Origin of the sequence: Sphingorhabdus sp. (assembly GCF_044374345.1) — a bacterium.
Taxonomy (GTDB): domain Bacteria; phylum Pseudomonadota; class Alphaproteobacteria; order Sphingomonadales; family Sphingomonadaceae; genus Sphingorhabdus_B.
This window is the reverse complement of sequence record NZ_JBILOS010000024.1, coordinates 1-25,770: the sequence shown is the minus strand read 5'-3', so window position 1 is coordinate 25,770 and position 25,770 is coordinate 1. Positions and strand designations below refer to the sequence as shown.

The following is a 25,770-nucleotide window of genomic DNA, read 5'->3' as shown; positions in this document are numbered from 1 at the left end:
TATCGCCACACCGGTTACATCGGCGGGATCAAGGGCATCACCGCTGGTAAGGTACTTGATAGCAAGTTCCCTGAGCGCGTCCTTGAAAAGGCCGTTGAGCGCATGGTTCCACGCGGTCCTTTGGGTCGTGCCCAAATGCGCGCGCTGCATCTGTATAATGGTACCGAGCATCCGCATGCCGGCCAACAGCCAAAGACGCTCGACGTCGCTTCCATGAACCGCAAGAACAAGGTGGGTGCATAATGTCTGAAACTGCAAATTCGCTCGCTGATCTCGAAACCCTGGGCGCCGACGTTCAGGCACCAGCACAGATTGCTGCTGTCGTTCGCGAACAGGAAATTGATGCGCAAGGTCGCGCTTATGCAACTGGCCGTCGTAAGGACGCAGTTGCCCGCGTTTGGTTAAAGCCAGGCACCGGCAAGATTGTCGTCAATGGCCGTGATCAGGAAGTTTACTTCGCACGTCCTTCGCTGCGTCTCGTCATCAACCAGCCGTTCGGTGTCACCGAGCGTACGGGCCAATATGACGTTATCGCAACCGTCAAGGGCGGTGGCCTTTCGGGTCAGGCTGGCGCAGTCAAGCATGGCATTGCGCAGGCACTGTCGAAATATGAGCCACTGCTGCGCAGCGCTGTGAAGTCGGAAGGCTTCCTGACCCGCGATAGCCGCGTTGTCGAGCGTAAGAAATACGGCAAGGCCAAGGCGCGTAAGAGCTTCCAATTCTCGAAGCGCTAAGCTCGAACGACCTGAAAGTCGTTGGATTACAAGGGGTTGCCAGAAATGGCAGCCCCTTTTTCTATGTAGCAGATTTGTAGCAGAACCGCAGCGACACTGTCGTTCCGGTTTAGCGATTTTAGCATTTTGACAGCATTTTAGGTCACGCTGATAGCCTCACGCCCGCGCTCAGCAAATCGATTGCGCAGAAGTTAAACGCTAGTTAAACTCGCTTAAATTGCAAGTTCTCAAACTGGGCCTGTAAGGCGCGACGCCTTTGAGACCTGCGGTGCATCGATTTTACAAAAAGGGGGTGGGAATGATTAGGAATCTACTTTTAGCAGTGTGTCTGACAGCTGGCTTGTCTGCATGCAGCACAACTCAGAAGACGGAAGGCAGTGGTCTTTTGTCAGTTGTAACCCAAAACGTTCTGACAATCGCTGGCGAAGCCGCAGTTTCGCAGGTCGACTTTTCATCGATTAAGAGTAAGGGCATTCAGATCGAAATGACTGGCTTTGTGGAAGAAAAGAATAAGGGATTTCTGACAAATCTTGTCGCCTCCAAAGCAGAGAATGCTGGCGCCCTTCTAGTAAGGCTCGGTAAGCCCGACCTGATTTTGGAGGTTGTAGTAAATCGCGCTGGCAATGACGCAGGCAAATCGAGCGTGCCTATCCTTAAAGCTTCCCGTAGAACTGAGGCTACCGTCGATCTCACGTTAACGTTTAGGGATCCGATGACTGGTCAAAGAATTTCCAGCCAACGTGTCGCTGCGCTGAGCAAATATGAACAGGCTAAATGGGTCGGAATAGTTGACGGCAAAGGACAATATTTCGTCCGCTCGGCTTCGTCGGAGCAGCAAATTGGAGGAGTAGCCTCGCGTGTCACTGAAGAACTTAACAACAAAAGCTGGACAAAGGTAATTGCTCCTTAGCATTTGCCGCGCAAACGTATTTCAAACGATATGTGTCACTTTGGGGTTGCCAGAAATGGCGGCCCCAATTTCTATGAAGCAGATCGTTAGCAGAACCGCAGCGATGCTGTCATTTCGTTTTAGCGATTTTCGTAGTTTGATAGCAGTTGAGCCAAGTTGCATAGCGAGGTCCAACATGCGCCCCGCATATTTTACATGCGTTAACGCGAACCTAGTTTTGATAGTGATCTCGCCGAACCCGTTGCAGCGACATGACGCCAGATACCCCAGCGGGCAAATTCGCTAGAGCATCCAGCGACGCATGAATGAGAGAGAATTTCGTCGAAATCACCAAAAATAATTTTTTCACGTCTTCCGAAGAAGGCTGCTGCCAGCCCTAAACCGCAAGGTTGCTCGATATAGCAATATTCGCTAGTCCTAAACCCAATAGGGAGGGGCCTCGTGTTAAAAAATTTGTATCTTCGAGCAAAATTGGCGGTCTTGCTCGGTGCAGCGTTTTTGAACCCGCCCCTCTTTGCAAATAATCAACGCTCCAACCCATCAACGGCGCCCACAAAATCCACGCTTCCTCCGTGCCAGTTGGTATTTGATAAATGCTTTGCGAGGGGTACTTATACAACGACATATAGGTCGCCAATGGCTGGAAGTGACTATTCGGTCAAATATGTATTTTACGGCGAATGGAAAAAAGACAGGCCACACGGCTTTGGATGGCTAGATAAGATATTAGACGTAAAAAGCGATGTGCCTACCACAAGAACCGTAGGATATTTTAAAAACGGCAAACCACAACGCACGGTCGAATATCAATACTCGTCACCACTTTACAGTAAAACTGAAGTTAAATCCGAAGATTTTCATTTTCACCGAAAGAAAAAGATATCTACTTTTACAGAGCCAAATAAAAATGAACTTTTTCCCTATGTTCGACCGTCAGATAAAAATCTTTTATCTGAATTGGATGTATTATTAGTGGGAGGTGGTTTAGATCCTGTCAGTGGTGTAGATGTAGCTTGTGTAAAGAATTTTATCGATGTCGACGCGCTAAAAGTACACAGCGAAATTTTTTCGGAGATTGGGCCTGATTTAATTTTATACAAATACATAATTTTAAAATTTAAAGACTATTTAAAGAAAACATACGGCGATAAGCCTATATTATTTTATGATGACAATCCTCCTGTGGAGTGTACGCGTAAGCGCGATACGAAAAGTTGGTCGGAAAACGGGTTAATTAAAAATAAAATGGTTGGTGGGTACAACGAGTATTATCTCGTGTTACAAGCTCAGCTCTCTGCAAGGGGATACTATCAAAGCAAAGATAGAAATAGAACCCCAACAGCGTCTTTCGAATATGAGAAGCAAAAGACCGTTTTTGCCAAAATCGTAAATGAAAGGGCGTCTTATAAGGCGCTGGCGCAACCGCTAACTAGTGAACTTTTGACTGCTGGAAACGCTTATAAAGTTTTGATGCGTAGTGACTACGGCCAAACTGGTGCCAATCGCCTCCGAGCATATAACGTATGCACGACGCTTCCGATGAATGAACTTGCAGCAGTAGCTGCAGAGCCGCGTTATCGGTACAGCGGTTACCGAGTGCTGAGCGAAGACCAATCAACCTTGCCATCAGAGTTTCAGCAGTCGGGCCAATTTTTTCAAAATCGTTTGCTCGGCGAAACACCTCAAAATGTTTCCTACGATTGGGCAGTAAATTATTTTACTGACGCTGCTGCGGATAAACAAAGGTGTGAGGTTTTCTTTGATACCATTCAAGTGACAAACGCGCTTAAAGATAGACTTCACACCGACGGCGTAGTGCTCAAAGAAGGAGCTGCATTTGCTGGCGACGCACTCTCTGATGTATTCACAACTCATCTTAATAATAGCGGAATTGATGTAAGCGGTTTCGCAGAGTACGACTTCCGATATCGATTCTCACCAGATAATTGGCGGAAGTTTTCCAGTTATGACATCCGAACAAAGCAAACGTACGACGTTTTTCTACAAGAAATGACTCAGGCTAGCTACGTTGGCCCAGCTAATGAGGAGACCCTGCTATCATATTTAAGTGATAAACTGGCGGCGTCCAAATTGGCCGGTTTGACAGCGACATCAATTCAACAGCAACGTTTTGCATTAGCTGAGGAGCAGCGAGCGCAAGCTAGGCGGGCAAAGGAAGCGGAGGATTTGCGCCGGAGATTGGCTAGAGAAAAATCCGTTAGGGACCAGCAAGCTAGAGCAAGAAAAATTGCTGCGGACCAAAAGCAGCTCGCAATTACCCATCCTCGTTCGATTGTAATTCGGTGTCTGATACGCGGGAGTAAGTTCAATCTGTTGGTTTGTTTGGATAAGACAAGTGTCGAAATTCGCGCGAACGGGAGGTACTACTTTGGTGCGAATGACGACCTTTCGGCTTTTAATAATTTCATTACAGCTGCTTACCCGTTTCACGCCGAAATTGTGATGCCTGTAAGGGGTTCGTTTTCTTTGGTGGCACAGAACGGCAGCGACTCTGCTATTCTTAATGTCAGTGTGATCGATACAGCAACCCGCCGAACCCTCTACGAGAAGTCAGTTGCGCAATACGGCGTAGTTCGATTCTGATACATGGCTTTTTATGAAAGAAGGCGTGAACATTTCGGCGGCACTCTTGTGCTATTTCAACGCGATCTCACAATCGCTGTCCCCAATGCCAAGCAGCACCGTATAGCTAAGTGGTACATGCGGCTTAAGATTGGCGGTCGAAAAGGCTACGTCACCCGCAGTACCAAACTAACCAGCTACGAAGACGCTTACGAGTTTGCCAAAAGCGAGCTGCTAAGACTCCAGCAAGCGGCGCGGCTTGGGCATAGCTTGGACGAGTACACTTTCGACCAGCACTGGAATGACTGGTACGACCGCAACGTCAAAAATGATGCTTGGCGGGAAGATCGTAAGCTGTGGCACAGGCGCTACGCCGACCGCTATTTCAAAGCCTATTTCAAACATGCAGACGGTACATCAATGATGCTGAACGAGATCACGCCGCAAGTGGTCAAAGGCTATTGGGATTGGCGGATAACGTACTGGCAACGAGACGAAGGGCAAAGGCTACAACGCTTCAATCCCAAGCGTCGCAAAGCAAAATCGAACACGACGAACAATGCTAAAGCTAACCCAGCTGCCAAAACGCTGTTGATGGAGCAAAGCGCGCTTAACCAAATCTTCTTCGACGCAGCTGAACTTGGGCGATTGCAGCAGACAGTAAAATTTCGTGCACCTGTGCAAAATAGGACACCAAACAGACGCGCTGGCTTTGATGGCGACGAGTATGACGCGCTGACACGTTATCTGCGCAGCTATAGGGATTGCGTAGGTGTTTTCGGAGAAGAAAAGCTCAACGCTTGGCACAGGCTTCAACGCCAGCAACTCTATCACTTGATCATATTCTTAGCCAACTCTGGCTTGCGCGTGGGCGAAGCACGCGAGATGCGCTGGCAGGACGTAAGCTTAGATGTGGCAGTCGATGGCAGTGAAGCTAGCATCGCAGATATTGCCGTGCGTAAGGCCACAAAGACCGGCCGAGTTCGGCACGTACAAACACAGCCGACGGGCAATAAGACGCTTAAAGAATGGATGGAGAAGTCGCCGCATCCAGCGCCTGATGACTATGTGTGGTTTGGGCAAAGCAAAGACGAAATGGGCAAGCCACAGCCCTTCAATGATCTCAACAAAGGCTTCCAAAACTTTCTAAAGCGCGTGCCATATGCGGAACGTGAAGACGGACTGCTATATGACAAGGATGGCGATAAACGCTCACTTTACTCGCTGCGCCACAGCTATGCGACCATGCGCTTGGAAAAAGGCGATGTAGGCATTTACGATCTAGCGCTGAACATGGGTTGCGGCGTGAAGCAGATTGAGCAGCACTACAGTCACGTGATGTCCAAACAGCGCAGACACGAGATCACTAAGTTTAAACCGATACTTAAAAAAAGCGTTGCACCCAGTGCTAACCCTGTCCTTGCCGCCGCACTAGAACAGTTCCAACTCGGCAAGCTTGATGCGGAGAAAATGAAGGCGATCATCGACCTCGTCGCACAAACTGACGGTGAATCGACAAGCGGTTGAACTGCACGATTTTCGTACGTTTTACCTATGCCAATTATGGGTCAATTAAGCTGGAATTATCACCAATTATTTAGGCAATATCGGAATTTAGAACGGCCTACGAAAGCTGATAAATAATTCTATGCGCATTTCGGATATTGTCTGGCCTCAAGCTGCTGTCGCTGAAAAAGCGTGCAAGCTGCCAGCGTTCCCAAAGCGAAAGCCGCAGTCGAAACCCAAGCTAACCAAGCCCACCAAGCGTAAGCGCTATCGACCTAAGTCTGGCCCTATGTTTAAGCCATACCCGCCCAAGTACCCACCTGGTCAGTAACCGACCAACTCCACTGCCTTGCGTAGCTTGGACTCATTCAAGTCGATGTAACGTTGGGTGGTGGATAAGTGTTTATGACGGGCAAGTGCTTGCACTACTCGTGCGTTCACGCCCTTATCCGCCAACTCCGTCACAAATTGGCGTCGCCCGCTGTGGCTACTAGCGCCTGCAATTCCAGCTAGCTTGTAAAGCCGTTGGAACAAGTTGACGATTGTCTGAGGTGTAAAGTGGCCACCCTTCGCGCTCTTAATCAGCGGTCTGGTAACATTGTGTAAAATGAACGGGCTGGCAGCAGCGTAACGCTGTAGCTGCATACGAAGCAGCTTGTTGACTAGCACTGTGTTGCTCTCACTGCCTTTAGTCTGCGCTGCTGATAGGTAGATCGTATCTTTGGGCTTTCCTTGCGTGTCGTACACATCGCCCACCCTCAAAGCTGCAATCTCGCATGCGCGCAGCCCTGCGTAAAAGCTGAGTGCAATTGCAGTGTGGTTTCGTGTCCTGTGACGTAAGCTGTCAACGACAGCACTCAAACGCTTAAACTCGCTTTCATTGAGTAGCTTTGCCTGTTTCATGTTCTAGCCTCTTCAATGTGTGGTTTTATTACGCACAAGCGTATTTTCACACATTCTGAAGAGCAACCGAAACGACGGGAAGAATGAAATCCACAGAAAACTGGGGTTTTTCAGCGTAATGTTAGACTTTATATGTTCTCTAACATTGCGCCCTATGACATCGACTAGGAATGCCTACCATGTGACGTTAGCAAGCGCATATGAGGTGTAACGCATGATCCGTGTCGTTTTGAAGTGGTTGGTAATTTGGGCTGTTGCAGCCTTTGTTGGCTACCGTATGGCTTGAGGCTGCTTGGAAGTAGTCGGTGCCTTCAACATAATCTGCGTTGCAGCAAGCTGCTCCGCATTCGCTATCTGATTGGCTATCATTTTCGCGTTCGCTCAAATTCACCAATCATCAGCGAACTTTTTGGTCCTTGTGTCTTTCTGTAGATTTGAGGTCAAAAGGAGGCTGTTTTCAGCCTCCCATTAACCGACAAACTTTCTGTGAGTTATTCGGTCAGCGGACACACACAACCTTTCGGTAGGCCCGGTTACTCTGTAGCCTTTACGTGTGCGGAGTTAGTAGCAACGCAACGCTATGCAAGTTGTCCGCTCCCTGCATAGCGTTTGTGGGTTAAATTCTCCTGTTCCCACTCGTGCGCGGTAGATATTTTACAAGCCCTCACCGCGCTGCGCTTGTTGTGTCGCCTCTGCAAAAGCACACGGGGCAGACAAGATCTGCACGCCACCGATATGTGCGCATGCTCCTTATCCTTTCACCGGCCCATTTTCGGCAGATAAATACAGTGTGCTGGTCAGGCACTTTGTATCTGCAGTTATTTAGCAACGGAGTGCAAAACGGATGAAAAAATCGGTTATTTTTGAGATTTTTGGAGAGTTAAAACAGGCTAAATTAGTTCGCAGCGAGCAAGAGTTCTGTCGTAACTGGCTTGGCCGGAGCGAATGCTACATGCGTTCCATACGCTTTAAGCGTGCCCAACCAAGTTTAGGCACGCTTGCGATCTGTGCGGACAGGCTGCGACAGGGCAGCGAGACAATGAGAGATAAGGGTAATATTACCGCTGCAATCTTACTCAGTGCGCTGAGTGCGAAGTGCCAAAAGCCACTGGTCATTAGTGCTACACAATAGCTAGATTGCACGAATTTTTCTCGTTACCTTCTGCGCCAAACAAGGCGAAACATGGCAGAACGAAAAGAAAAGCTGGAAGAGCTTCTGACGCGCTTTGCAGATCAGCTGATACAAAGCGCGCGATGCGTAGGCCTACATGCTTACGTTCAGGTTGATCCCATTTTGATATCCCCGCTCAATCATCGCTTCGCGCGTAACGATGGTTACATAGTAGCCAAGCTGCTTCGCTATCTGACGAATCCGCTTGTCGTCGCAACGGTCTTTTTTTGGCAAAACTTCGTTTGCGATCTGAGCAAACTTACGCCGACCGCCGTAAAATAGATTTGCATAATTGAATGCGTTGTTAGATTCTGCATATAAGTCGGCAAGTAGCTCGTATCCTTCGTAGGCAAACAAGCTTACCCAAATCTGGCCAAACTCGGCGCTCAAATTCGTAAAGTCACAATCTGAGGGCTTAACGTAATGTTGGTCGGCAATTGCCCTAACTGCTTGCTTGTAAATAGCCATCGCAGCTGACTTTTTCTCAGAGCTAAGAGCGTTGGCGAGTGTGAATACCTTCTTTGACATATTTTTTCCTTTTTCGTGTTCGTCGCCATTTCCCAGCGACAAATTCACCTTAGCAGATGAGCGATTTTTGTCGTTTTACAGGTGTTTGAAAGTTTGATAACTGATAACAAATGCGTCGCTATTTTATCTCCGGCCACCCTAAGTTTGGTAGCTACAAACAGCCTGACGAGGGCGCGCTGCAAGAGTGCGTCTATTTTTGGTGGTGGTATGCACTGACCTTAAACAAGGACTACCAAGCGCTGTGTGAGACTGGCGGTGATGTTAGCACGCTCGGCCACTTGTCCGAACTCGACCGCCTCAAAATAACCAGTATTTATGATGATTTTGGTGATGTAACATACGAAGGTAACCGGGCCCTTGCGTTCTGCAATTGGTGGCGAACCAAAGTGGCAACTGGTGAAGAGCGGGGCGCGTTTTTATTCGCTGAACCCACATTTGAATCGTCAACTATGCAGATAAACACGGCTACCGACGCGCAAGCGGCGCTAGCACGCGAAGACACGATTCTGGTGGCAATCCCTTTGTATAGTCAAAGAGGTCATATTGATAACGCCATTGAACGTATTTTACGGCGCAGTGTTAGCTTTGCCAAAGGCCGGTCAGTGCGCGATCCACGTCAAAGTAAGGCGCGCTACCACCTTTTCCGGTCAGCTCGCCGCAACGCAATAAAGCTAGCGTTTGAGCTCTACGATGAGCGCGAAAAGACAGTTGCTGCTGGAGGCAAACGTTCCAACATGATGTTGTCTAGCGCAGTCGGGCTAATCTATCATCAAAGAGAGAAGGACGACGAAGTGCCCTACAGTGATGCTGACCGCGCACGTGTCATTTCCATGCTTGTTTCTCGCCACCTCGCCAACGCACGCACGATGATATCTAACACAGCGTTTGGGCGTTTCCCTTTTTAACTTATGCCTTTTTAGGTAGGAAAACCCATCAATCGACAGCAGCATTTCTCTATTAATGATGGAGGCAAGGCATGTCGCAATTGGCGAAACTCAATCTCAAAAACTTCACTCCCAGTCCTACGCATAATGTCGAAGAAATGCGACGGCAGAAGCTAATGAAGGCTGTCGAAGAGCAGCTGAGCGTCGCCGACGCTGCGTTGCGCGGCGAACTGTATAGTGTGTCAGTCCCAAAATGGACGACTGACGCTAGCGGCGCTCGCTCACCCATAACTCGTCAGCGCGTCGTCCGTGCATGGTTCATAGCGCAAGACGATGGATTTTATGTGCAATGCAGATACGCGAATAAGCCGCTGATGCTGAACAAAGAGGCTAATTCCAACTTTGTCAAAACCTTGCCAGATGTAAAAACAGCCCTGCAAGCACTCTATAAAGCCGCAGCAGGCGGTGAGTTGGATGCGGAATTGGGTCGACTAGCGGCTAGGCGATCCAAGCAACTAAAGGGGCAAATTATCGTGCAAAGCTAGGCCTGCTAACTTGATGCAGTAAGCGGCCCGCTTGATAATTTGTATAGCAGTTCGATAGCATATTTTGGCATAGTCATATAATATACTGAATTAGTTGGATAATATTATAATACCGAATAGCGAAGCGCTAAACCGAAAACTCGGTTTTTCCGAACAAATTCAAGGGCTTGCGAGACATCGCGAGCCCTTTTTTGTTGTCTTTTTAACGCATCATTCGTTGTGCCTTTTATGAACCGCAACCCAATTAAGTTGATTGCTGCTCCACTACGCGCACGAAAACGAGAGAATAGGTTTTCGAACGTTCAGTGCCGGTCCAGAACAGATTTCAACGCATTCACGATCTTCGCGATCAGCGGGCGTCGCAACTGTTGCGCAATCGTTAGTTCGAATTCCGTCATTGGGTCAGGATACATCGCTGACTTGATTGCCTGAACAACCTCTTCGGCATCCAATGCTAATTCTCGACAAATAGATCGTGTGAAACCCAGCACATGCGATCGTCCGGGGAGCTTACTGAACTCACCGGCCTCGATATACTCAATAAATCGCGTTGAAATGGCGGTCTTTGCGGACAACTTTGCCACTGTCATTCGGCTTTTTTTTCTTGCAGTTTGTATGCATTGTCCAATGGCCAGCAAGGCATCGGTTGCGTCTTTTTGTTCCGTATCTGCCACTAGAACTGCCCCCACATCCCCGAGTCGTGGAGGGTAAATATTAATCAGAAAAGTTTTCGACAACACGGTTTGCCCAATTTGGGCATCGGGATTCAGTTGCTCCCGATCCGCCGCTGGCGGAATTATCCCGGTATTTTTTCTATATACGTCTGCAGATTCGAGATTCTTGCTACCAAGAAGTCCCGCAACTCCTGCGTATAATCAGCAGCATTTGTTTGTGCTGGTAGGGCATATCCGCCCTTAATTTTATTTAGAAAACCTCTATTTGCTAAGTCTTCGAGTTTTCGTCGCGTCGTTTCTCGCCGCATGCCCAACCGTCGACAAACGAACTGAACGCTGACCGGAAATCTGAACTCATCAGGGATAGCCTGACCCTCGGCTCCATAGGTTTTAAGCAAATATCCGTCATGCCGGATTTCCCGAGTGCTTTCCGTTGCAACCACGCAAATAATGCTAATTTCGTCAGTAGAAAATCCATATTTTTCAACGCAGAAGTGCATGAAATCACTTATGAACTCGACGACAAATGATGATATAAATCTCGTTGGTAATTCGTCCACAAAACCTCCACCCCCCAGGAATTCTGCTCGAGAATCAGAATGGAGTTAACGAAGGCATTAGGCAAGCAGCGATATTGACCTAACTTCTCTCTGGATCCGTTTTAGCGGACCCAGAGCGTCGAGAACGCAGCGCGGGTGTTACCTATATGAAATATGTGATTAGCATTCTGCTGCATCCAAGGGACCGCACTAACGACCACCGCATAGTGCCGTGTAACTTTACGCGAATATGAGTTTGTAGAGGTTGACGAAATAATCCTTTCGGTCGGCAGTGCCGCCATATTGCCAATACACGGCCTCAAAATTCCCGTCGCCGTCAAAATCATCGAAACCGATCAGCTTCCCGCTACCTTGAGAAGGCGGAAGGGACACGTTGAAGTTACGGAATGACGCACCATTCTCATTTATGAAAATCCTGAGCGTGCCGTCCTGCCGGGCAAAGACTATATCGTCTTTGCCATCTTTGCTGACGTCTTTGACATAGAGCGCTGGAGACCATTGTAAGAACCCTGCGTAAACATCAGAATTGTCCTGCCTGATGGCCGCACTGGTGATATCGACGAATTTACCGGCGTCGTTTCGGATAATCTGGAGATAGTCCCCGCCATAATAAGGGGAATATCTGGAGTGTGAGATTATGAGGTCAAGATCCCCATCCTTATCCATATCCGTGGTTCGGGTCTCCATATGGAGAGTGTTTTCTGTACCATAAACCGTTGCGGGAAGCGGCGTCTTGTCATCGAAACTGAAATTACCCTTATTGTTCCAAAAAACATAACTGTACGCCGAACCGTGCCCAAATCCGGCAACAATATCGTCGTACTTGTCGCCGTTGAAATCGGCGAGATGTACATCCAACCACAAGTTATTCTGCCCGTTGGGGATTTGGGTTGGGTTTAGCGGCGGAACGGAGTTCAGTTGATCCAGAAAGCTGCTCGACCTGGAGGTGAAGGAACCTTCGGCATTTTGAAACAAGAACAAGGGTTCAAATCCTTCCCTGTGGCGCCAGTTGGCAATCAGGATATCATGCTTTCCGTCACCATTAATGTCCCCTGTCGCCATTGCGTGGGCATCGGTTCCATTCGCCGCAAGACCCGGTTGCGTAGTCAGGCGGGGAATAAGGTCTGCCCGTACCCTCGTCCCACTTGCACCGCCTAAGGCCAATACTGCCGTGCCATATGCCGTGGGATCATTATACACCCCAGACACGTTATGCGCGACGAAGAATGCTGCCGGCGTTCCGTTGACGGTTAAAGACGCAGATCGCCGTGCGCCAAAAACAGATGGAAATTGGTCGTTAACGGCCTGCCGAAACTCTAATCTACCATTATCATTGGAAAGGTAGATATATGGTAAGCGCGCAAAAACCGGCGTGCCATATGCCTTGTTCAGCGGAATGATCAGTTCGGGGAACCGATCCTTCTGGAAATCTATAGATATGCTGCCTTGAGGGAAAATGTCCGCAATACCTCTGGGGTTCGTCACGCCACCGTAAACATATTCGGGGACCACGTCAGATGAGGATGCTGTGTGGATTTGGTAGGATTTGCTGAGGGTCGCGCTCGTGTAAGCAATCGGAGTTGGCGGTGTCGGTGTTGTGGGGTTCGAGGGTATCGTGATGATCGGAGAACTGGGCGATGTGCTGCCACCGCCTCCACAAGCGGAAAGCAGCACGCATGCCCCCAGCACCCTATGACGACGTAGTTTCAATCAACTTCCCCCAAGAATAAATGCGTGCATCACTTCCCAGCAAATACGCTGGAAATTTGGCGACCCTTATGATCGTAAACGTAGATTTGGCTGCCTCTACGCACACTGACCGTGCTGGATGTATATCCTTTCAGACCGTCATTCGGTCCAGTGCCGGCAAATACGGAGCATAGCTGACGCTGTCCGGCGTCATAGACATAAACTTGACTGCCTCTTTGGACAGCTGTGACTATCTCGGACACATTCCACCCCCATTATCTGCCCTTGAATGACAATGCGTTGAACCAAGACGTTAGGCAAGCGCCGATGTTGGCCTGAGGCTTATTCAATGCTGTGGGTAACAGGGGTATCCCAACGCCCGTTTGTCATTGTGTTTCCACTGGTTAACCGGCACATAGCGCGCATGATCAAATATATCCTTATTGCTTTGCTCCTTGCGCTTGTCGGTTCCGGCTTATGGCTCTGGAACAAGAGCGATCCACAAAAGCTCGATTTTGCGGACCGGTGGGCGCCCGGGGCGGCCGAGTTTGATGGCACGCCCGTGACGGCAATCGCTTATGGCACCGACGCGCGGCAGAAGCTGGATATCTATGCGCCTGAAGGCGCCGCATCTGCGCCTTACCCCGTCCTCATCTTCTTTCATGGTGGTTCGTGGCGCGATGGTGAGCGGGAAGGTTATGGCTTTTTGGGTCGTGCATTTGCATCGCGCGGTTTTGTCACCGTCATTGCCGATTATCGCAAATCGCCAAAGGTTCGCTTCCCCGCATTTGTAGACGACACAGCGGCGGCCATCGCTTGGGTGCACGCAAATATCGCCAAGCATCAGGGCAACAAAGACGACATTTTCCTGATGGGACACAGCGCCGGCGCGCATATCGCGATGATGGCGGCGCTCGATCCGCGTTATTTGAAAACGCAGGGTCTTGGTACGGACGTTATTAAAGGTGTGATCGGGCTAGCCGGCCCTTATGATTTCTTGCCGTTCACCACCGAGTCATCAAAAATTGCCTTTGGCCAGTGGCCCGACTTAACCGAGACCCAGCCGATTACATATGCGCGCCCCGATGCGCCGCCATTGTTGTTGCTGACGGGGGACAAGGACACTGTGGTGAAACCGCGCAACAGCAAGGTCCTGTCGGAACGGATTGCCGCGCTGGGCGGGAAACAGCAGCTGAAAATTTATCCCGATGTTGGCCATTCCGATATCATTATGGCGGTCGCCCGTCCCTTCCGGAACAAGGCGTCTGTCATTACCGATGTTACGACCTTTATAAAGGCGCACGGGCCGCGTTAAGCCGCGTCTGCGGGTTTGGGGGCCAATATCTTTTGCCGATAGGAAATGACCAGCAGCGCGGCGTTGACCACCGCTGCGCCTAACATCGCGAATGCTGCACCAACCTCGGCATAAATGGGCATAAGCCAAATCATCATCAGCACCACGACAATCGCGCCGGCAAGGCTGCACAGCATCACGCGCCCAGCCTTGCCCGCGGTAAGCAGCGCAGGCTCCAGCCCCAATGTGGCAAATTGGACGGCGGTGGCTGTGCCCAAGATCAATACCAACGGATAAGCGGCGACAAACTCTGCGCCAAATATCCATATCAAAGCCGGCTTTCCGGTGAAGCCGACAATTGCCAAAACGAGCACCGCCGCAACGCCGGACACTTTAATCATGCGGCTGAGCAAGTTGCTGGCATCTTTGGCGTCGACGGTGTGCGCAACGCGGGCATATTCGGTGAATATTGCCATCGATATGGCGTCGCCGACACGGGCAAACACCTGACCCAATTGATAGCCAAGCCGGAAAAATCCAGCCGCCGCTGCACCGACGGAAAAGCCGACGACCACCGCAACCACTTGTTGGCTGGTCAGCTTAAAGCTGGATCCCATATTGGACCATAAAGCGAATTTGGTAATGCCGGGGAAGCTTTCCTGAAAGCCGTGCAGCGTTGGCATACTGCTGAGCCGCAGCGGCAATTTAAGCCGGCGCAAAACATTCACCCAAACCCATATCGTTGGCACCATTTCGGACAACAGCCACACCGCGAGGAACCCCCATGCTGTAGGCTGTGTCAGCACCAATATGCCGGTGCCGATAAGGCGGATGATAGGCACCAGCATGTCCGGAATGGCGGCATCGCCAAAGCGGTCGTTGATGCGCAGCAGCCCTGTCGGTGTCGAACGGGCGGACAGCACCAAAAGGGTCGTGAAGCCGACCACGGCGATTGCCTCTGAATCACTCCAGCCTTGATTATATGCAAGCGCCCATGCGCCGACCATCGCGACCAGGAACGCCAGCAATGCCCCGATGATATCAAGGATCAGGCAAAACCATGTGAGTTCGGCCAGCTTTTGATCGGACTTTGTGTGCACCAACGTCGTGCCATAGCGGATCAATATTTGCCACGTCTGGAATGATGTGAAGCTGGATATCGTCTGGGCAAAGCTGAAGATCAGCATGAATTTGCCAAATTCTGCCGCACCCAAGCTTTGGGTAGAAACGGCAAGGTAAATAAGGCTGAGCACCGCGGAGGTGGTCTTTGGCAAGAACAGCCAGGCGCCCGATTGCAAAATGCGCCGCCCACTCCCCTGTTTTTGTTCAGCCATTACGCCAGACCCCCGATCAGTCTGCGGGACTAGTGCACTTCCGCCGTTAATCAAAGCCATGTCATGATGTGCAGGTAAAAAATTGAACGTGCCGCAAACTGGTCGCAAAAATCTATCAATGGCGATAGATGCCGCTTTGTATGAATAATCCACGACACAAGAAGGCCGCGGCGTCCGTCAAATCGGACGTCATTTTCCTGTTCAACCATGATGCTGGTCACCAAGTGGCGCATTTGGCGGGGATAGCTGGCGCATTTGCGTTGCGCGAAAAATCCTATCGGGCGACTGTTGCCTTTGGCAGTGACGTGACGCGAAAAGAGGTCGAAAGGCTGCTGACGCCTGAACAGATTGCCGCCTTGCATTGGCGGTCGCTGGCGTTACCCGAATGGCTCAAGACGCTGACCAACGGCCTGAACAGGCTTGTGCCCGTTCACCGGATATTGCGTCTATATTGGCATAATGCGTTCTTACGGAAATCCGTCGCCATCGTGTCGACGGAACGCACCTGCCTGACCCTGAAACGCCATTGGACCAAATTTCGCCGCCGCAAACATTGCCCTGCCTTTGTCTGTGTACCCCATGGGGCGGGGGACCGGAATGTGTCTTTTCACCCTGCATTCCGCGACTTTGACCTGTTGATGGTCAGCGGACAAAAGGTTGTGGACCAGATGGTGGATGCTGGCGTTTCCACGCCCGAACGCTGCCGGATCATCGGTTATCCAAAGTTCGACATTTTGCGGGGGCGCACCCCTGAAACATTTTTCGACAACGGCAAGCCGACGTTTTTATACAACCCGCATTTCGATCCCCATATGTCCAGTTGGTTCGATCACGGGACCGACATATTGGAATTTTTTTACCAGAATGCGGACCGTTACAATCTGATCTTTGCGCCGCATGTGATGCTATTTTATAAAAAGGTGCATATCTCGCCCGAATATCGCGTGACCCGCACACGGCCAGATATTGATCCCAAATATTATGATGCCCCGAATATCCGGATCGATGTGGATAGCGCGCGCCTATTTGACATGAGCTACACCCTGTCCGCAGACGTCTATATTGGCGATGTTTCAAGCCAGGTGTATGAATTTCTGCACCGCCCGCGCGCCTGTTTTTTCATCGATACGCACAGTGCGGCCGTGCCCGGTAGCGCGCCCGAATATGATTTCTGGAACAACGGTCCGGTTGTCCGCACGGCCAAGCAGTTGATAGCATTATTGCCCGATCATGCGCAGATTGCCGCCCAATATCGCAATGCGCAGGAGCAGCGGATGGCCTACACCGCCGACCAAAGCGATCCGCGTCCAGCCTCGGACCGCGGCGCTGAGGCTTTGGGGCGATATATTGAAAGCTTAGCTAGCTGAAGATGCCTCGTTAGGGCTGCGGAAATCGAGCACGCCCCAATTGGCCTCGGCAGCAGCCTTCATAAAGTGTTTGGAGGGGTTCACCGCATAGCCTTCGTCAGCGAAGTCTAAAGTGCTCCGGTCGCTCAGATCGTCCGAATAGAAACGGATATGCGCATCTTTGCGGTTAATGCCCTGTTGCGACAGCCATTCCTGCACACGGCGCAATTTTTCTGCGGCGTAGCAATTCTCGCCGTCGATGCGGTGCATCAGTTGGCCGTCTGCTTCGCCGATATGACGCGTCGCAATAACCGCATCAAAACCAATTTTGGCGCCGATGTGGCCCGCATAAAAATGCGGTGCAGCGGTTGCCATCACCAGCAACGCCCCGCGCGCGCGATCGGCGTCTATGCGTGCAATGGCCCCCGGCTGAAGGCCTTCGCGCACAACCCGTTCGGTAAAATCGGCGACGATATTGGATAAAGCGTCCGAACAAATTTTGCGCCCGATAAACATCGCGATCCCAAATTGTTTCAGGGGTTTGCGCCCATATAGGCCAAGCTTATATCCCAGCATCGCCGCGATCCAGACCGGCAGTAACGCCAGCCGAATGGGGGCGGTCCGCCGCGCATAAAATAGCAGAAAATGGGTAAAGGTCGGGCGACGGGTTATGGTCTTGTCGAGATCATATATTGCAATATTCATATTTGGTCGCCAAGCCCCACCCCAAGGTATGCCAAATGCGTTGGCGTGCCCCCCGATTTGGACGCGTTTAGGAGAAGCTGTTTGCAAGCGCAATGGACCTGCATCGTCCTTGCCGGGCAAAGGCCTGGTACGGATATGTTTGCACAGCATTTCGGGCTGAAGCTGAAAGCTTTGGTGCCCGTGCGCGGCGAGCCGATGATTAGCCATGTCGTGCACACGCTGCGTGCATCGCCGCTTATCGGTGAAATCATTGTCCTATGTCAGGAACCCGACGCGTTGCGTCCCGCGGTAGATGCCGCAGGTGGCGCGACGTTGGTCGAAAGCCTGAGCAGTATATCGCTGAGCATCAAACGGCAGGTGGATGCGTTAGGATTCTCGTCGCCGATATTGGTGACCACCGCGGACCACCCCTTGTTAACCATCGATATGATCGCCGAATTTCTGGGTAAAGCCGATGGCGACGTTGCCATTGCGATGGTGGAACGCAAGACGATGTTGGCGCAGTTTCCCGATGCCAAACGCACCTGGTTGCGTTTTTCGGACGGCGCATGGTCCGGCGCAAATCTCTTTGCGTTGATGAGCCCCAAGTCCGCATTCGCACTCGATTTATGGGCAGAGGCTGAACAGGATCGCAAGAAAGCATGGCGCCTGTTCATGCATTTCGGGGTGCGGTTGGCCCTGCGCGCGCTCACCCGTACGATTGGATTGCGGCAGGCGTTGACCATTGCGGGTAAACGCCTTGGCCTTGTGGCTACGCTCGTGCCAATGTCTGACCCTGTTGCTGCAATCGACGTCGATAAGGTCAGCGACCATATATTGGCGGAGCACATTCTTATCGACCGCGAAACCGTAGCGGGTTCACATCTGGCGGCGTGATTAGCGGCCCATTTTCTTTTGCCGCCGTCTTTGCACGGACGATCCGATACCCATAGCTTCGCGATATTTCGCGACGGTGCGGCGGGCAATGTCAAAGCCTTTTGCCGTCAACAAATCGACCAGCGTGTCATCGGACAGTATCTTTTTGCCCTCGGCATCAATCAGGGATTTGATGTGGCTTTTGACGGCCTCAGCCGACGCGCCCTCTCCGTCGGCGGATTGAACGCCCGATGAGAAGAAATATTTGAGATCAAACAGACCGCGTCCGCAATGCAGATATTTGTTGCTGGTCACCCGGCTGACGGTGGATTCATGCATGTCGATGGCATCGGCGACTTGCCGCAGCGTGAGTGGCCGCAAATGGGCGACGCCCTTGCGAAAAAAGCCGTCCTGTTGCTTCACAATTTCGGTGGCGACCTTGACGATGGTGCGCTGTCGTTGATCCATGGCTTTGATGAGCCAGTTCGCATCCGCCATGCAGTCGCTTAGCCAGGCTTTTGTGGCCTTGTCTTGCCCCAGCTCGGCAACATAGCTGCGGTTGATGAGAATGCGGGGCAGGTTGGCGCTGTTCAGTTCGATCGCCCAACCTTCGCCGCGTGGCGTGATGAATATGTCGGGCGTGACCGCAAGCATATCTTCGCTTTCGAACCGGCAGCCGGGTTTCGGATCATAGCCGCGCAGTTCCATCAACATATCGCGTAGGTCTTCGTCATCGACGCGGCACATGCGCTTAAGCTGGTCAAACGCACCCTTTGCCACCAAGTCGAGATTGTCGATAAGCTTGGCCATGCAGGGGTCATAACGATCCGCCTCGCGCGCTTGAATGGCGAGGCATTCGGACAGGTTTCGCGCGCCAACGCCGGTTGGATCGAACCGCTGCAACGCCGAAAGCGCCGCCTCCATTTCCGCCATGGGAACGCCAAGCCTGTAGGCCGCCGCCATCAGGTCTTCGCCAACATAGCCCGTGGGTTCGATATGTTCGATAATCTGTTGGACCAGAAACAGCTGCCGTCCGGACAGGCTGGATCCTGCCTGCGCCATCAAATGTTCCCGCAGGCTGACATCGCGCGCGGCAAAGCTGTCGAAATCAGGGCCGTCGGCGTCAAAGCCGCTGGGCGCTGCGCTGCCCGAAAGCCCAAGCATGCCATCGGCCCCGCCGACACTGTCGGACGGGGTGTCATGGTGGAACGTTTCCGCGCTGAAATCGACATCAAGCGCGTCCGATGGGCCTTGGCCATCACCACGCAGCAGGTCGTCACTGGCGCGCTCGCCACTGTCGTCCAAAGCGGGTGCGAAATCCTCGGCCGGCACATCAGGGGCCGCGTCGCTGCTGCCTATTTCCAAAACGGGATTGCGTTCCACCTCTTCCGCGATGAACGCTTCAATTTCGAGCGACGACAATGCCAGCAGTTTAATTGCCTGCTGCAGTTGCGGTGTCATCACCAGCGACTGGCTTTGGCGAAGATCGAGGCGGGGTGCTAATGCCATGACGTTATGGTTCCGTCATCGCCGCAAATCACATTGCAAAACTCTCGCCGAGATACAGGCGGCGCACATTGGGATCGGCGACCAACGCCTCGGGCGACCCTGCGAACAGAACCTGCCCACCATAAATGATACAGGCGCGGTCAACGATATCGAGCGTTTCGCGCACATTATGATCGGTAATCAGCACGCCGATGCCGCGGGTTTTCAATTCTTTCACAAGGTCGCGAATATCGGAAATGGATATCGGGTCGATGCCGGCAAAAGGTTCATCGAGCAACATGATCGACGGATTGGCCGCCAGCGCGCGGGCGATTTCGCAGCGCCGCCGCTCGCCACCGGACAGCGCCATGGCGGGTGCACTGCGCAAACGGGTGAGGCCAAATTCGCCCAGCAATTTTTCCAACCGCTCATTGCGCGCATCTGCATCGGGTTCTGCCATTTCCAGAACAGCGCTGATATTTTGTTCAACGGTCATGCCACGGAAAATCGATGTTTCTTGCGGCAAATAGCCCAAGCCCAAAATCGCGCGGCGGTACATCGGCAGGTTGGTGATGTCCGCGCCATCCAATGTGATGCGGCCGCTGTCGGGCTTTACCAGCCCCATGATGGAATAAAAACAGGTGGTCTTACCCGCGCCATTTGGGCCAAGCAGACCCACCACTTCGCCCTTTGCAACCGACAGCGACACATCGGTCAATACCGCGCGCTTGTCATAGCTTTTGGCGATGGAAACGACGCCCAGTCCGGATTGCACGCCGTCTTGCGTCGTCGCATCCGCAGCGGGAGAAGTTGCAGTCATGCTGTCCATATCCAAATTTCGCCCGCGATTTTGCCGTTGATATCTAACAGACAGCTAATGAATGCTGACCCATTTTGCAATTGGCATGATTTATGCTGCCCCGTTTTAGGGGCTGTTCGGGGCTGACCCCTAATTTTTGCGCTGTGGAACGCTAAACGAACCGGTAACGCGGCCGCCTGAATTGGTTGTATTGGCAGGGCCACCGGCATTGAGGGTTGATCGGCCTGAATTGAGATCAATGACAAGTCTGCCGCCGTTTAGCCGATTGCTGCCTTGCACCAGATTCACATTGCCAATCAGCGTGATCAGGCTGGAGTCTAGATCATATATGGCCGAGCTGCTGGTTGCGCGCAGATCATCTTTGGTGATGGTCACGCCGCCTGTGGCGTCGAGGCGATTTACGTCCACGCCGCCATTATCCGAATAGGCCGCTGTCACGCGATTTGCCTTGAGCGTAAGCCCCGCCTGCGTTGCAGTTACGCCGCCGGCAAGAACCACGCGGTCTGCGCGATCCTGCAGCTCCATCGAACCGGCAGCGAAATCTACAGGGGCGTTGCTATCATGGTTACGAATGGTTTGCGCCGACGCCGAAGACAGCATCATAATGCCCGCAAATGCGACGGCCAGTCCAAAGGAGATAGAAGCTTTGCTCATGTTGGCCTCACTTAATCGCATTCTGGTTGATACGCAAACGAACGCCGCCATCTAGCCGGATAATGCGCGTATCGAGGTCAGCGCGCAATCGTCCTGCACGGAAGGTCCCGACCTTGGTGCGGCCGCTCACGGGGCCAAAGCTCCGCATCGTCCGGTCTTTCAACGACAGCTCCACATTGCTGACGACCATGTCATAGCCCGGCGATTCAACCGCCAATGGGCCAGTGACGCGCATGGTTTCCTTGCCAAGGTCATAGCTGCCGCGCTGTGCGATGATGGAGGCTGGGCCGTCCTGCAACGATATCCGGCCCGACAGCGATGTCATGTCGAGAACAGGTTGTACCGATGTCTTCTGGACAGCGCTACCCGCGCGCAGCGAAAAGGGCCGACCCTTGCTGTCTTCGCCGCGATAGAGTGCCTCAACAACGCGCAACCGCTCACGCGACAGATTCACTTCGTCTTTGTTCAGGACAAAGCTGAGCTCCTGCTGCCCGGTAAATGGGCTGAACGCCAATATGGCGACAAGCAAACCGATGATGCCCGGCAAGACAACCCGCATCGCGCGGATAAGACGGTCATGCCGCCCGCCGGGCAATGCCCAGCGTTGACGATAACTGCGTTCAAGATCGGCCTGTGCGGACATATGATGTCTCTAACCCGATTAAACCTTAACTGTGCCCGAATATATCGGTCTCTGGCCAGCCCGACAGATCGAGGTTGGCACGGTGCGGCAGAAAGTCAAAGCACGCCTGCGCCAAATCGGTGCGGCCTTCGCGTTCCAAACGCACGACAAATTCGGCGTGCAGGCGGTGCAGATAGCGCACGTCGCTGGCGGCATAATCTTTTTGCGCTTCGGACAATATGGGGCCGCCCCAGTCGCTTGACTGTTGCTGCTTTGAAATGTCCGTCGACAGCATTTCCTTGACCAGTTCCTTCAGCCCATGGCGGTCGGTGTAGGTCCGAACGAGGCGCGAGGCGATTTTGGTGCAGAATAAGGGCGTCGCGACGACGTTCAAATAATGCGAAATCACTGCCAAATCGAATCGGGCATAATGGAACAGCTTCAAACGGGCGGGATCGGCCAGTACGGCACGCAAATTTGGTGCAGAAAAGTCACTATTGCGGCCAAAACGCACCAGATGTTCATCGCCGTGTCCGTCGGAAATCTGCAGCAAGCACAGCCTGTCACGCGGGGTAATGAGCCCCATGGTTTCGGTGTCTACGGCGACAGGGCCATCGGCCAGTACGCCTGCGGGAAGGTCTTCTTCATGTAAATATACGCTCATGCTAGCCCCTTGCCCCACCCGACTGTGCAAGGCAAATGAAACTACAGTTGGCGCCCTGCGATTTTCGGCCGCAATATTAGCTATCGCGTAACCTTTTATTGCGATATACAAAATGCTTGCGCAATCACCAACGGCTGCGCTTGTGACGTGCAGTACAGTCGCCCTCGACTGCATAACATAGTGGTTCTGGGCGATGAGAAGGCAAGTAAGAAGTTATGGGTTTTGATCGCAAGCGTGCTGGCAAAGGCCGGGACAAGAGAGATGGTTTCGGTGATGAAAGCTACGACGGTTATCGCGCACCGTCCCCCTACCAAAGTGATTTTGGCGGCGGCCGGTCGGGCGGCGGTTTCGGCGGCGGTAATAGCGGCGGCGGTGGCTTCGGCGCACCTCGGCGTGGCCCAGGCGGCCCACCAATGCCAGCACAAGTCATCGGTTCCGGCAAAGGAATTGTTAAGTTTTTCAATAGCCAAAAGGGCTTTGGCTTCATTCAGGTCGATGGTCGTCCCGATGATGTGTTTGTACACATCAGCGCGGTTGAGCAAGCTGGCCTGACGGGTCTTGCTGAAGGCCAGCCGCTCGAATTCTCGCTCGTTGAGCGTGGCGGCAAGGTTTCGGCAACCGACCTCGTCATCGATGGTGAGCCAATGGAAGTGACCGAGCGCGCACCGCGTCCGGACCGTCCAGCATTTGACCGCGGTTCGCGCGGCGATGACCGTGGTGGCTTCCGCGGTGGTGACCGTGATTCGGCACCACGTGGTCCGCAGCGCGAATCGACTGGCGAACGTGCCAATGGAACCGTCAAATTCTTCAACGACATGAAGGGTTTTGGTTTTGTGCAGCGTGATGATGGCGGCGAAGATGTGTTTGTGCACATTTCTGCGCTTGAACGTTCGGGCATGGGTCAAGTGACTCAGGGTGACCGTTTGACCTTTGACATCGAAATCGATCGTCGCGGCAAATATTCGGCCACCAACTTGGGTCCGCTTTCCGAATAAGCGCGCTTTAGACATTCAAAAAGGCGGGTGCAGCACAACGCTTCGCCCGCCTTTTTTGTATCTATCATGCCTTGCCGATTGTCGCGGCCAGAAACCAGGCGCGCCGTTCGGCCTGATCGGTCCAGTCGTCCAGCAGGCCGTCGGTTGCATTGTCGCCGGCTTTATCCGCAAGGCTCTTTGCGTCCTTCAATGCCGTAATCAGCGTTTCATTGTCGGCGTGCAGTTCCTTCAGCATCTTGGGTGCATCAGTCGTCGTCGAATCATGGTCATTGATCCGCTGCTTGGCGGCGATCGCGCCAATGGACGTCAGCGTGTCGTGACCCAACTTGCGCACGCGCTCGGCGACAAGGTCGGTCGTGGAGATCAATTCGGTCGCCTGTTCATCAAACAGCAGATGATATTCGCGAAAATGCGGACCGGTCACATGCCAATGAAAATTCTTGGTCTTAAGGTAGAGCGCATAATAATCGGCCAGCAGGCCATTTAACGCATCGGCCAGCGCTTTTTTGCTATTGTCACCATGTGCCATGGCAGTTCTCCATCATTCGGGGGGGGGAGAATATAATATAGGAACGGCGCGCGCTATTTACAGCACCCGCCCATGCGGCAGCAGCAATTAGCTGATGCCATTGGCTTGCGTGGCCAATACAATGCCCCACCCCAGCAACAATGCGCCAGAGACCCACCTTATGGGTTTCAACGGCACAATCTGGCCAAGCCGCGCGCGCAGGATGACCGCGGGCACCGTTGCGGCCATGATGCCGACGAACCCGCCGACCGCTGCCATGCCCCAATCAGACGTGCGGGCACTTTGCGCGGCGATGATGAACTGGCTCTTGTCGCCAAATTCCAAGATAAACAGACCCAAGAATGCGGTGAGAAATGCAGGGGTTTTCCACCCTGATAACGGGTCGACATTGCGCCGCCACAGCAACATCCCCGCGCCCGCAAAGATATAGGCAAGGCCAGCGAACATCTGAACGGACCGCGCGCTTATCCAACTGTCAATCACCGAGCCGCCGGCTGCCGAAATGCCGCAATTGATCAAGGTGGCACAGGCGAGTCCGCCAAGAATCACCTTATTGTTGCGATACCGCAGCGCGAGCACGGCGGCGAGGATCTGTGTCCGGTCGCCCATCTCGGCGAGGAAAACAGACAGGAATGTCGTAAAAGCAGTGTCCATATTTTCTGCCCTAGCACATCATGATCAAAATGGGATGCGCGCGGCGGGCGGACTGAACTGCGCCGCGAATCGCCTTTGTTTTGGCAATCAAAGCGGGCTATGTTGAGCGCGCTCCAGCGTCCGAAAACGCGGCGGCACGGCAAAACGAAGATGCTGAAACCAGTGCAGCATGACGATTCAGGGGGCATTGGCCCGCTTTGACGTCTGATTTGGGGTTACGGGCTTGACTTTCACCCGCCAAACCAGCAAAGGCCCGCGTCTGTGAACAGCGCGGCCAAACCCTGCGCAGTTTTTTGCGATTTTATTTGAACAAAAGGAATGGGCCATGGCGAAGCCAGCCACGATCAAGATCAAGCTGCTCAGCACCGCTGACACGGGCTTCTTCTACGTGACCAAGAAAAATCCACGCAACATCACTGAAAAGATGACGTTCCGTAAATATGACCCCGTTGTGCGCAAGCATGTCGAGTTCAAGGAAGCCAAAATCAAGTAAGCCAACGCGCTGCTTGAATAAGCTATCGATCAGGGCGCCTCGGGCGCCCTTTTTGATTCACGCATTGCCCGCACGCGGTTGCGTTCGATTATCCAACAATTCCCCGCACCGCTTCTAGAAACGTCATCACCGACACCGGCTTTGACAGATAGCCTTTTGCGCCTGCGGCCATGATCCGGTCCTCGTCGCCCTTGCCGGCATAAGCGGTCACCGCGAGCACGGGGATTGCCGAAAGCGCGGCGTCCTTTTGCATCGCTTCGATCAGGTCGATGCCGCTGACATGCGGCAGTTGAATGTCCATGATGATGAGGTCCGGCGCAAATGTTCGCGCCTGTTCCAGCGCCAGCCGCCCGTCGCGCACGCCCTCAACAACAAACTGGTGCGCGCGCAGCAAGTCAGTGAATAGCTTGAGGTTCAGCTCATTATCCTCAACGATCATCACCTTTTTCGACATTACCGCTCTTTTCCCGCTTTGCGTTCGTGGATGCCTTCGCTTAAGCGAAAGCCATGCATGAAACAAATGGCAAGTTAGACGCATCGGGTATGGCGTTTCAGGCTTTGGCTTGGGCGTTGATGGAAGAAGCACGGGCGGAGCGGCTTTTGTCGCTGACCGGCCTGACACCCGAAGGG

General features: G+C 52.6%; 29 protein-coding genes. 14 read left to right on the top strand and 15 right to left on the bottom strand.

Annotated features, from left to right (window positions below):
- The 5 genes from ACIQ5B_RS04100 to ACIQ5B_RS04080 all read left to right on the top strand — a co-directional run.
- A partial coding sequence (locus tag ACIQ5B_RS04100) for an uL13 family ribosomal protein (RefSeq protein WP_397597916.1) occupies positions 1–243 on the top strand: 243 nt, incomplete at its 5' end.
- Positions 243–734 carry a 30S ribosomal protein S9 gene (rpsI, locus tag ACIQ5B_RS04095; RefSeq protein WP_324478941.1) on the top strand — a complete coding sequence of 164 codons (492 nt, stop codon included), beginning with the start codon at positions 243–245 and terminating at the stop codon, positions 732–734. The genes ACIQ5B_RS04100 and rpsI, both read left to right, overlap by 1 nt.
- A gap of 298 nt (positions 735–1,032) precedes the next feature.
- Positions 1,033–1,644 carry a hypothetical protein gene (locus tag ACIQ5B_RS04090; protein ID WP_397597915.1) on the top strand — a complete coding sequence of 204 codons (612 nt, stop codon included), beginning with the start codon at positions 1,033–1,035 and terminating at the stop codon, positions 1,642–1,644.
- Positions 1,645–2,085: 441 nt separating this feature from the next.
- Positions 2,086–4,248, top strand: coding sequence for a hypothetical protein (locus ACIQ5B_RS04085; protein ID WP_397597914.1), 2,163 nt, complete (start codon positions 2,086–2,088; stop codon positions 4,246–4,248).
- Positions 4,249–4,251: 3 nt separating this feature from the next.
- Complete coding sequence (locus ACIQ5B_RS04080) at positions 4,252–5,754, top strand: tyrosine-type recombinase/integrase (RefSeq protein WP_397597913.1); 1,503 nt, start codon at positions 4,252–4,254, stop codon at positions 5,752–5,754.
- A 303-nt stretch (positions 5,755–6,057) separates the two neighbouring features.
- Here the strand turns inward: ACIQ5B_RS04080 and ACIQ5B_RS04075 are convergent, their stop codons facing one another.
- The gene (locus tag ACIQ5B_RS04075) at positions 6,058–6,636 is read right to left on the bottom strand and encodes a tyrosine-type recombinase/integrase (protein ID WP_397597912.1); all 579 of its coding nucleotides are present in this window, start codon (positions 6,634–6,636) and stop codon (positions 6,058–6,060) included.
- Positions 6,637–7,480: 844 nt separating this feature from the next.
- Here ACIQ5B_RS04075 and ACIQ5B_RS04070 point away from each other — a divergent pair.
- Complete coding sequence (locus ACIQ5B_RS04070; protein WP_397597911.1) at positions 7,481–7,768, top strand: DUF6626 family protein; 288 nt, start codon at positions 7,481–7,483, stop codon at positions 7,766–7,768.
- A gap of 132 nt (positions 7,769–7,900) precedes the next feature.
- Here ACIQ5B_RS04070 and ACIQ5B_RS04065 read toward each other — a convergent pair whose 3' ends face one another.
- A complete protein-coding gene (locus ACIQ5B_RS04065; RefSeq protein WP_397597910.1) occupies positions 7,901–8,335 on the bottom strand; it encodes a hypothetical protein in 435 nt (144 codons plus the stop codon).
- 110 nt (positions 8,336–8,445) lie between these two features.
- Between ACIQ5B_RS04065 and ACIQ5B_RS04060 the strand changes: the two genes are divergently transcribed.
- Positions 8,446–9,240, top strand: a complete 795-nt coding sequence (locus ACIQ5B_RS04060) for a hypothetical protein (protein ID WP_397597909.1) — start codon at positions 8,446–8,448, stop codon at positions 9,238–9,240.
- A 71-nt stretch (positions 9,241–9,311) separates the two neighbouring features.
- Complete coding sequence (locus ACIQ5B_RS04055) at positions 9,312–9,764, top strand: hypothetical protein (protein WP_397597908.1); 453 nt, start codon at positions 9,312–9,314, stop codon at positions 9,762–9,764.
- 302 nt (positions 9,765–10,066) lie between these two features.
- Here ACIQ5B_RS04055 and ACIQ5B_RS04050 read toward each other — a convergent pair whose 3' ends face one another.
- The 3 genes from ACIQ5B_RS04050 to ACIQ5B_RS04040 all read right to left on the bottom strand — a co-directional run bounded on the left by ACIQ5B_RS04050 (position 10,067) and on the right by ACIQ5B_RS04040 (position 12,672).
- Positions 10,067–10,438, bottom strand: a complete 372-nt coding sequence (locus ACIQ5B_RS04050) for a helix-turn-helix domain-containing protein (RefSeq protein WP_397597907.1) — start codon at positions 10,436–10,438, stop codon at positions 10,067–10,069.
- Between the two features lie 122 nt (positions 10,439–10,560).
- The gene (locus ACIQ5B_RS04045) at positions 10,561–10,998 is read right to left on the bottom strand and encodes a hypothetical protein (RefSeq protein ID WP_397597906.1); all 438 of its coding nucleotides are present in this window, start codon (positions 10,996–10,998) and stop codon (positions 10,561–10,563) included.
- A gap of 219 nt (positions 10,999–11,217) precedes the next feature.
- Positions 11,218–12,672, bottom strand: a complete 1,455-nt coding sequence (locus ACIQ5B_RS04040; RefSeq protein ID WP_397597905.1) for an FG-GAP repeat domain-containing protein — start codon at positions 12,670–12,672, stop codon at positions 11,218–11,220.
- Between the two features lie 439 nt (positions 12,673–13,111).
- Here ACIQ5B_RS04040 and ACIQ5B_RS04035 point away from each other — a divergent pair, with 439 nt between their 5' ends.
- Complete coding sequence (locus ACIQ5B_RS04035; RefSeq protein ID WP_397597904.1) at positions 13,112–14,002, top strand: alpha/beta hydrolase; 891 nt, start codon at positions 13,112–13,114, stop codon at positions 14,000–14,002.
- Here the strand turns inward: ACIQ5B_RS04035 and ACIQ5B_RS04030 are convergent.
- Complete coding sequence (locus tag ACIQ5B_RS04030) at positions 13,999–15,315, bottom strand: lipopolysaccharide biosynthesis protein (RefSeq protein WP_397597903.1); 1,317 nt, start codon at positions 15,313–15,315, stop codon at positions 13,999–14,001. The two genes, ACIQ5B_RS04035 and ACIQ5B_RS04030, sit on opposite strands and share 4 nt — an antisense overlap.
- A gap of 140 nt (positions 15,316–15,455) precedes the next feature.
- Here ACIQ5B_RS04030 and ACIQ5B_RS04025 point away from each other — a divergent pair, with 140 nt between their 5' ends.
- On the top strand, positions 15,456–16,682 hold the full coding sequence (locus ACIQ5B_RS04025) for a hypothetical protein (RefSeq protein WP_397597902.1): 1,227 nt from the start codon (positions 15,456–15,458) through the stop codon (positions 16,680–16,682).
- Here the strand turns inward: ACIQ5B_RS04025 and ACIQ5B_RS04020 are convergent.
- Positions 16,671–17,366 (bottom strand): HAD family hydrolase, encoded by a 696-nt coding sequence (locus ACIQ5B_RS04020; RefSeq protein ID WP_397597901.1) that lies wholly within the window; start codon positions 17,364–17,366, stop codon positions 16,671–16,673. The two genes, ACIQ5B_RS04025 and ACIQ5B_RS04020, sit on opposite strands and share 12 nt — an antisense overlap.
- 135 nt (positions 17,367–17,501) lie before the next feature.
- Between ACIQ5B_RS04020 and ACIQ5B_RS04015 the strand changes: the two genes are divergently transcribed.
- Entirely contained in the window at positions 17,502–18,242 is a 741-nt protein-coding gene (locus tag ACIQ5B_RS04015; protein ID WP_397597900.1) for an NTP transferase domain-containing protein, read from the top strand.
- On the opposite strand, the gene rpoN is transcribed toward ACIQ5B_RS04015, so the two are convergent.
- The 5 genes from rpoN to ACIQ5B_RS03990 form a co-directional block, all read right to left on the bottom strand.
- Positions 18,243–19,730, bottom strand: coding sequence for an RNA polymerase factor sigma-54 (gene rpoN, locus ACIQ5B_RS04010; RefSeq protein WP_397597899.1), 1,488 nt, complete (start codon positions 19,728–19,730; stop codon positions 18,243–18,245).
- Between the two features lie 28 nt (positions 19,731–19,758).
- Positions 19,759–20,529 carry an LPS export ABC transporter ATP-binding protein gene (gene lptB / locus ACIQ5B_RS04005; protein WP_395629411.1) on the bottom strand — a complete coding sequence of 257 codons (771 nt, stop codon included), beginning with the start codon at positions 20,527–20,529 and terminating at the stop codon, positions 19,759–19,761.
- A gap of 129 nt (positions 20,530–20,658) precedes the next feature.
- Positions 20,659–21,183 (bottom strand): LptA/OstA family protein, encoded by a 525-nt coding sequence (locus ACIQ5B_RS04000; RefSeq protein ID WP_397597898.1) that lies wholly within the window; start codon positions 21,181–21,183, stop codon positions 20,659–20,661.
- Between the two features lie 7 nt (positions 21,184–21,190).
- Complete coding sequence (locus tag ACIQ5B_RS03995; RefSeq protein WP_397597897.1) at positions 21,191–21,826, bottom strand: LPS export ABC transporter periplasmic protein LptC; 636 nt, start codon at positions 21,824–21,826, stop codon at positions 21,191–21,193.
- 25 nt (positions 21,827–21,851) lie between these two features.
- On the bottom strand, positions 21,852–22,469 hold the full coding sequence (locus tag ACIQ5B_RS03990; protein ID WP_397597896.1) for a ribonuclease D: 618 nt from the start codon (positions 22,467–22,469) through the stop codon (positions 21,852–21,854).
- A 215-nt stretch (positions 22,470–22,684) separates the two neighbouring features.
- Between ACIQ5B_RS03990 and ACIQ5B_RS03985 the strand changes: the two genes are divergently transcribed.
- Positions 22,685–23,464, top strand: a complete 780-nt coding sequence (locus ACIQ5B_RS03985; protein WP_397597895.1) for a cold-shock protein — start codon at positions 22,685–22,687, stop codon at positions 23,462–23,464.
- A gap of 64 nt (positions 23,465–23,528) precedes the next feature.
- Here ACIQ5B_RS03985 and ACIQ5B_RS03980 read toward each other — a convergent pair whose 3' ends face one another.
- Entirely contained in the window at positions 23,529–23,993 is a 465-nt protein-coding gene (locus ACIQ5B_RS03980; protein WP_397597894.1) for a Dps family protein, read from the bottom strand.
- Between the two features lie 87 nt (positions 23,994–24,080).
- Positions 24,081–24,647, bottom strand: coding sequence for a TMEM165/GDT1 family protein (locus ACIQ5B_RS03975; protein WP_397597893.1), 567 nt, complete (start codon positions 24,645–24,647; stop codon positions 24,081–24,083).
- Positions 24,648–24,972: 325 nt separating this feature from the next.
- Here ACIQ5B_RS03975 and rpmG point away from each other — a divergent pair, with 325 nt between their 5' ends.
- Positions 24,973–25,140, top strand: a complete 168-nt coding sequence (gene rpmG, locus ACIQ5B_RS03970) for a 50S ribosomal protein L33 (RefSeq protein ID WP_125229418.1) — start codon at positions 24,973–24,975, stop codon at positions 25,138–25,140.
- A gap of 88 nt (positions 25,141–25,228) precedes the next feature.
- Here the strand turns inward: rpmG and ACIQ5B_RS03965 are convergent, their stop codons facing one another.
- Entirely contained in the window at positions 25,229–25,594 is a 366-nt protein-coding gene (locus ACIQ5B_RS03965; protein ID WP_324478905.1) for a response regulator, read from the bottom strand.
- 53 nt (positions 25,595–25,647) lie between these two features.
- Between ACIQ5B_RS03965 and ACIQ5B_RS03960 the strand changes: the two genes are divergently transcribed.
- On the top strand, positions 25,648–25,770 hold a 123-nt coding region (locus ACIQ5B_RS03960; RefSeq protein WP_397597917.1), incomplete at its 3' end, for a DUF3572 family protein.

What these genes read in the sequence shown, in the direction of transcription:
- ACIQ5B_RS04065 (WP_397597910.1), bottom strand. Translation starts at nt 8,335, where the DNA reads ATGTCAAAGAAGGTATTCACACTCGCCAACGCTCTTAGCTCTGAGAAA.
- ACIQ5B_RS04055 (WP_397597908.1), top strand. Translation starts at nt 9,312, where the DNA reads ATGTCGCAATTGGCGAAACTCAATCTCAAAAACTTCACTCCCAGTCCT.
- ACIQ5B_RS04080 (WP_397597913.1), top strand. Translation starts at nt 4,252, where the DNA reads ATGGCTTTTTATGAAAGAAGGCGTGAACATTTCGGCGGCACTCTTGTG.
- ACIQ5B_RS03985 (WP_397597895.1), top strand. Translation starts at nt 22,685, where the DNA reads ATGGGTTTTGATCGCAAGCGTGCTGGCAAAGGCCGGGACAAGAGAGAT.
- ACIQ5B_RS03990 (WP_397597896.1), bottom strand. Translation starts at nt 22,469, where the DNA reads ATGAGCGTATATTTACATGAAGAAGACCTTCCCGCAGGCGTACTGGCC.
- ACIQ5B_RS03980 (WP_397597894.1), bottom strand. Translation starts at nt 23,993, where the DNA reads ATGGCACATGGTGACAATAGCAAAAAAGCGCTGGCCGATGCGTTAAAT.
- ACIQ5B_RS04075 (WP_397597912.1), bottom strand. Translation starts at nt 6,636, where the DNA reads ATGAAACAGGCAAAGCTACTCAATGAAAGCGAGTTTAAGCGTTTGAGT.
- ACIQ5B_RS04090 (WP_397597915.1), top strand. Translation starts at nt 1,033, where the DNA reads ATGATTAGGAATCTACTTTTAGCAGTGTGTCTGACAGCTGGCTTGTCT.
- ACIQ5B_RS04000 (WP_397597898.1), bottom strand. Translation starts at nt 21,183, where the DNA reads ATGAGCAAAGCTTCTATCTCCTTTGGACTGGCCGTCGCATTTGCGGGC.
- ACIQ5B_RS03965 (WP_324478905.1), bottom strand. Translation starts at nt 25,594, where the DNA reads ATGTCGAAAAAGGTGATGATCGTTGAGGATAATGAGCTGAACCTCAAG.
- ACIQ5B_RS04030 (WP_397597903.1), bottom strand. Translation starts at nt 15,315, where the DNA reads ATGGCTGAACAAAAACAGGGGAGTGGGCGGCGCATTTTGCAATCGGGC.
- ACIQ5B_RS04035 (WP_397597904.1), top strand. Translation starts at nt 13,112, where the DNA reads ATGATCAAATATATCCTTATTGCTTTGCTCCTTGCGCTTGTCGGTTCC.
- ACIQ5B_RS04070 (WP_397597911.1), top strand. Translation starts at nt 7,481, where the DNA reads ATGAAAAAATCGGTTATTTTTGAGATTTTTGGAGAGTTAAAACAGGCT.
- ACIQ5B_RS03995 (WP_397597897.1), bottom strand. Translation starts at nt 21,826, where the DNA reads ATGTCCGCACAGGCCGATCTTGAACGCAGTTATCGTCAACGCTGGGCA.
- ACIQ5B_RS04025 (WP_397597902.1), top strand. Translation starts at nt 15,456, where the DNA reads ATGAATAATCCACGACACAAGAAGGCCGCGGCGTCCGTCAAATCGGAC.
- ACIQ5B_RS03975 (WP_397597893.1), bottom strand. Translation starts at nt 24,647, where the DNA reads ATGGACACTGCTTTTACGACATTCCTGTCTGTTTTCCTCGCCGAGATG.
- rpmG (WP_125229418.1), top strand. Translation starts at nt 24,973, where the DNA reads ATGGCGAAGCCAGCCACGATCAAGATCAAGCTGCTCAGCACCGCTGAC.
- ACIQ5B_RS04060 (WP_397597909.1), top strand. Translation starts at nt 8,446, where the DNA reads ATGCGTCGCTATTTTATCTCCGGCCACCCTAAGTTTGGTAGCTACAAA.
- ACIQ5B_RS04020 (WP_397597901.1), bottom strand. Translation starts at nt 17,366, where the DNA reads ATGAATATTGCAATATATGATCTCGACAAGACCATAACCCGTCGCCCG.
- ACIQ5B_RS04015 (WP_397597900.1), top strand. Translation starts at nt 17,502, where the DNA reads ATGTTTGCACAGCATTTCGGGCTGAAGCTGAAAGCTTTGGTGCCCGTG.
- lptB (WP_395629411.1), bottom strand. Translation starts at nt 20,529, where the DNA reads ATGACTGCAACTTCTCCCGCTGCGGATGCGACGACGCAAGACGGCGTG.
- rpoN (WP_397597899.1), bottom strand. Translation starts at nt 19,730, where the DNA reads ATGGCATTAGCACCCCGCCTCGATCTTCGCCAAAGCCAGTCGCTGGTG.
- rpsI (WP_324478941.1), top strand. Translation starts at nt 243, where the DNA reads ATGTCTGAAACTGCAAATTCGCTCGCTGATCTCGAAACCCTGGGCGCC.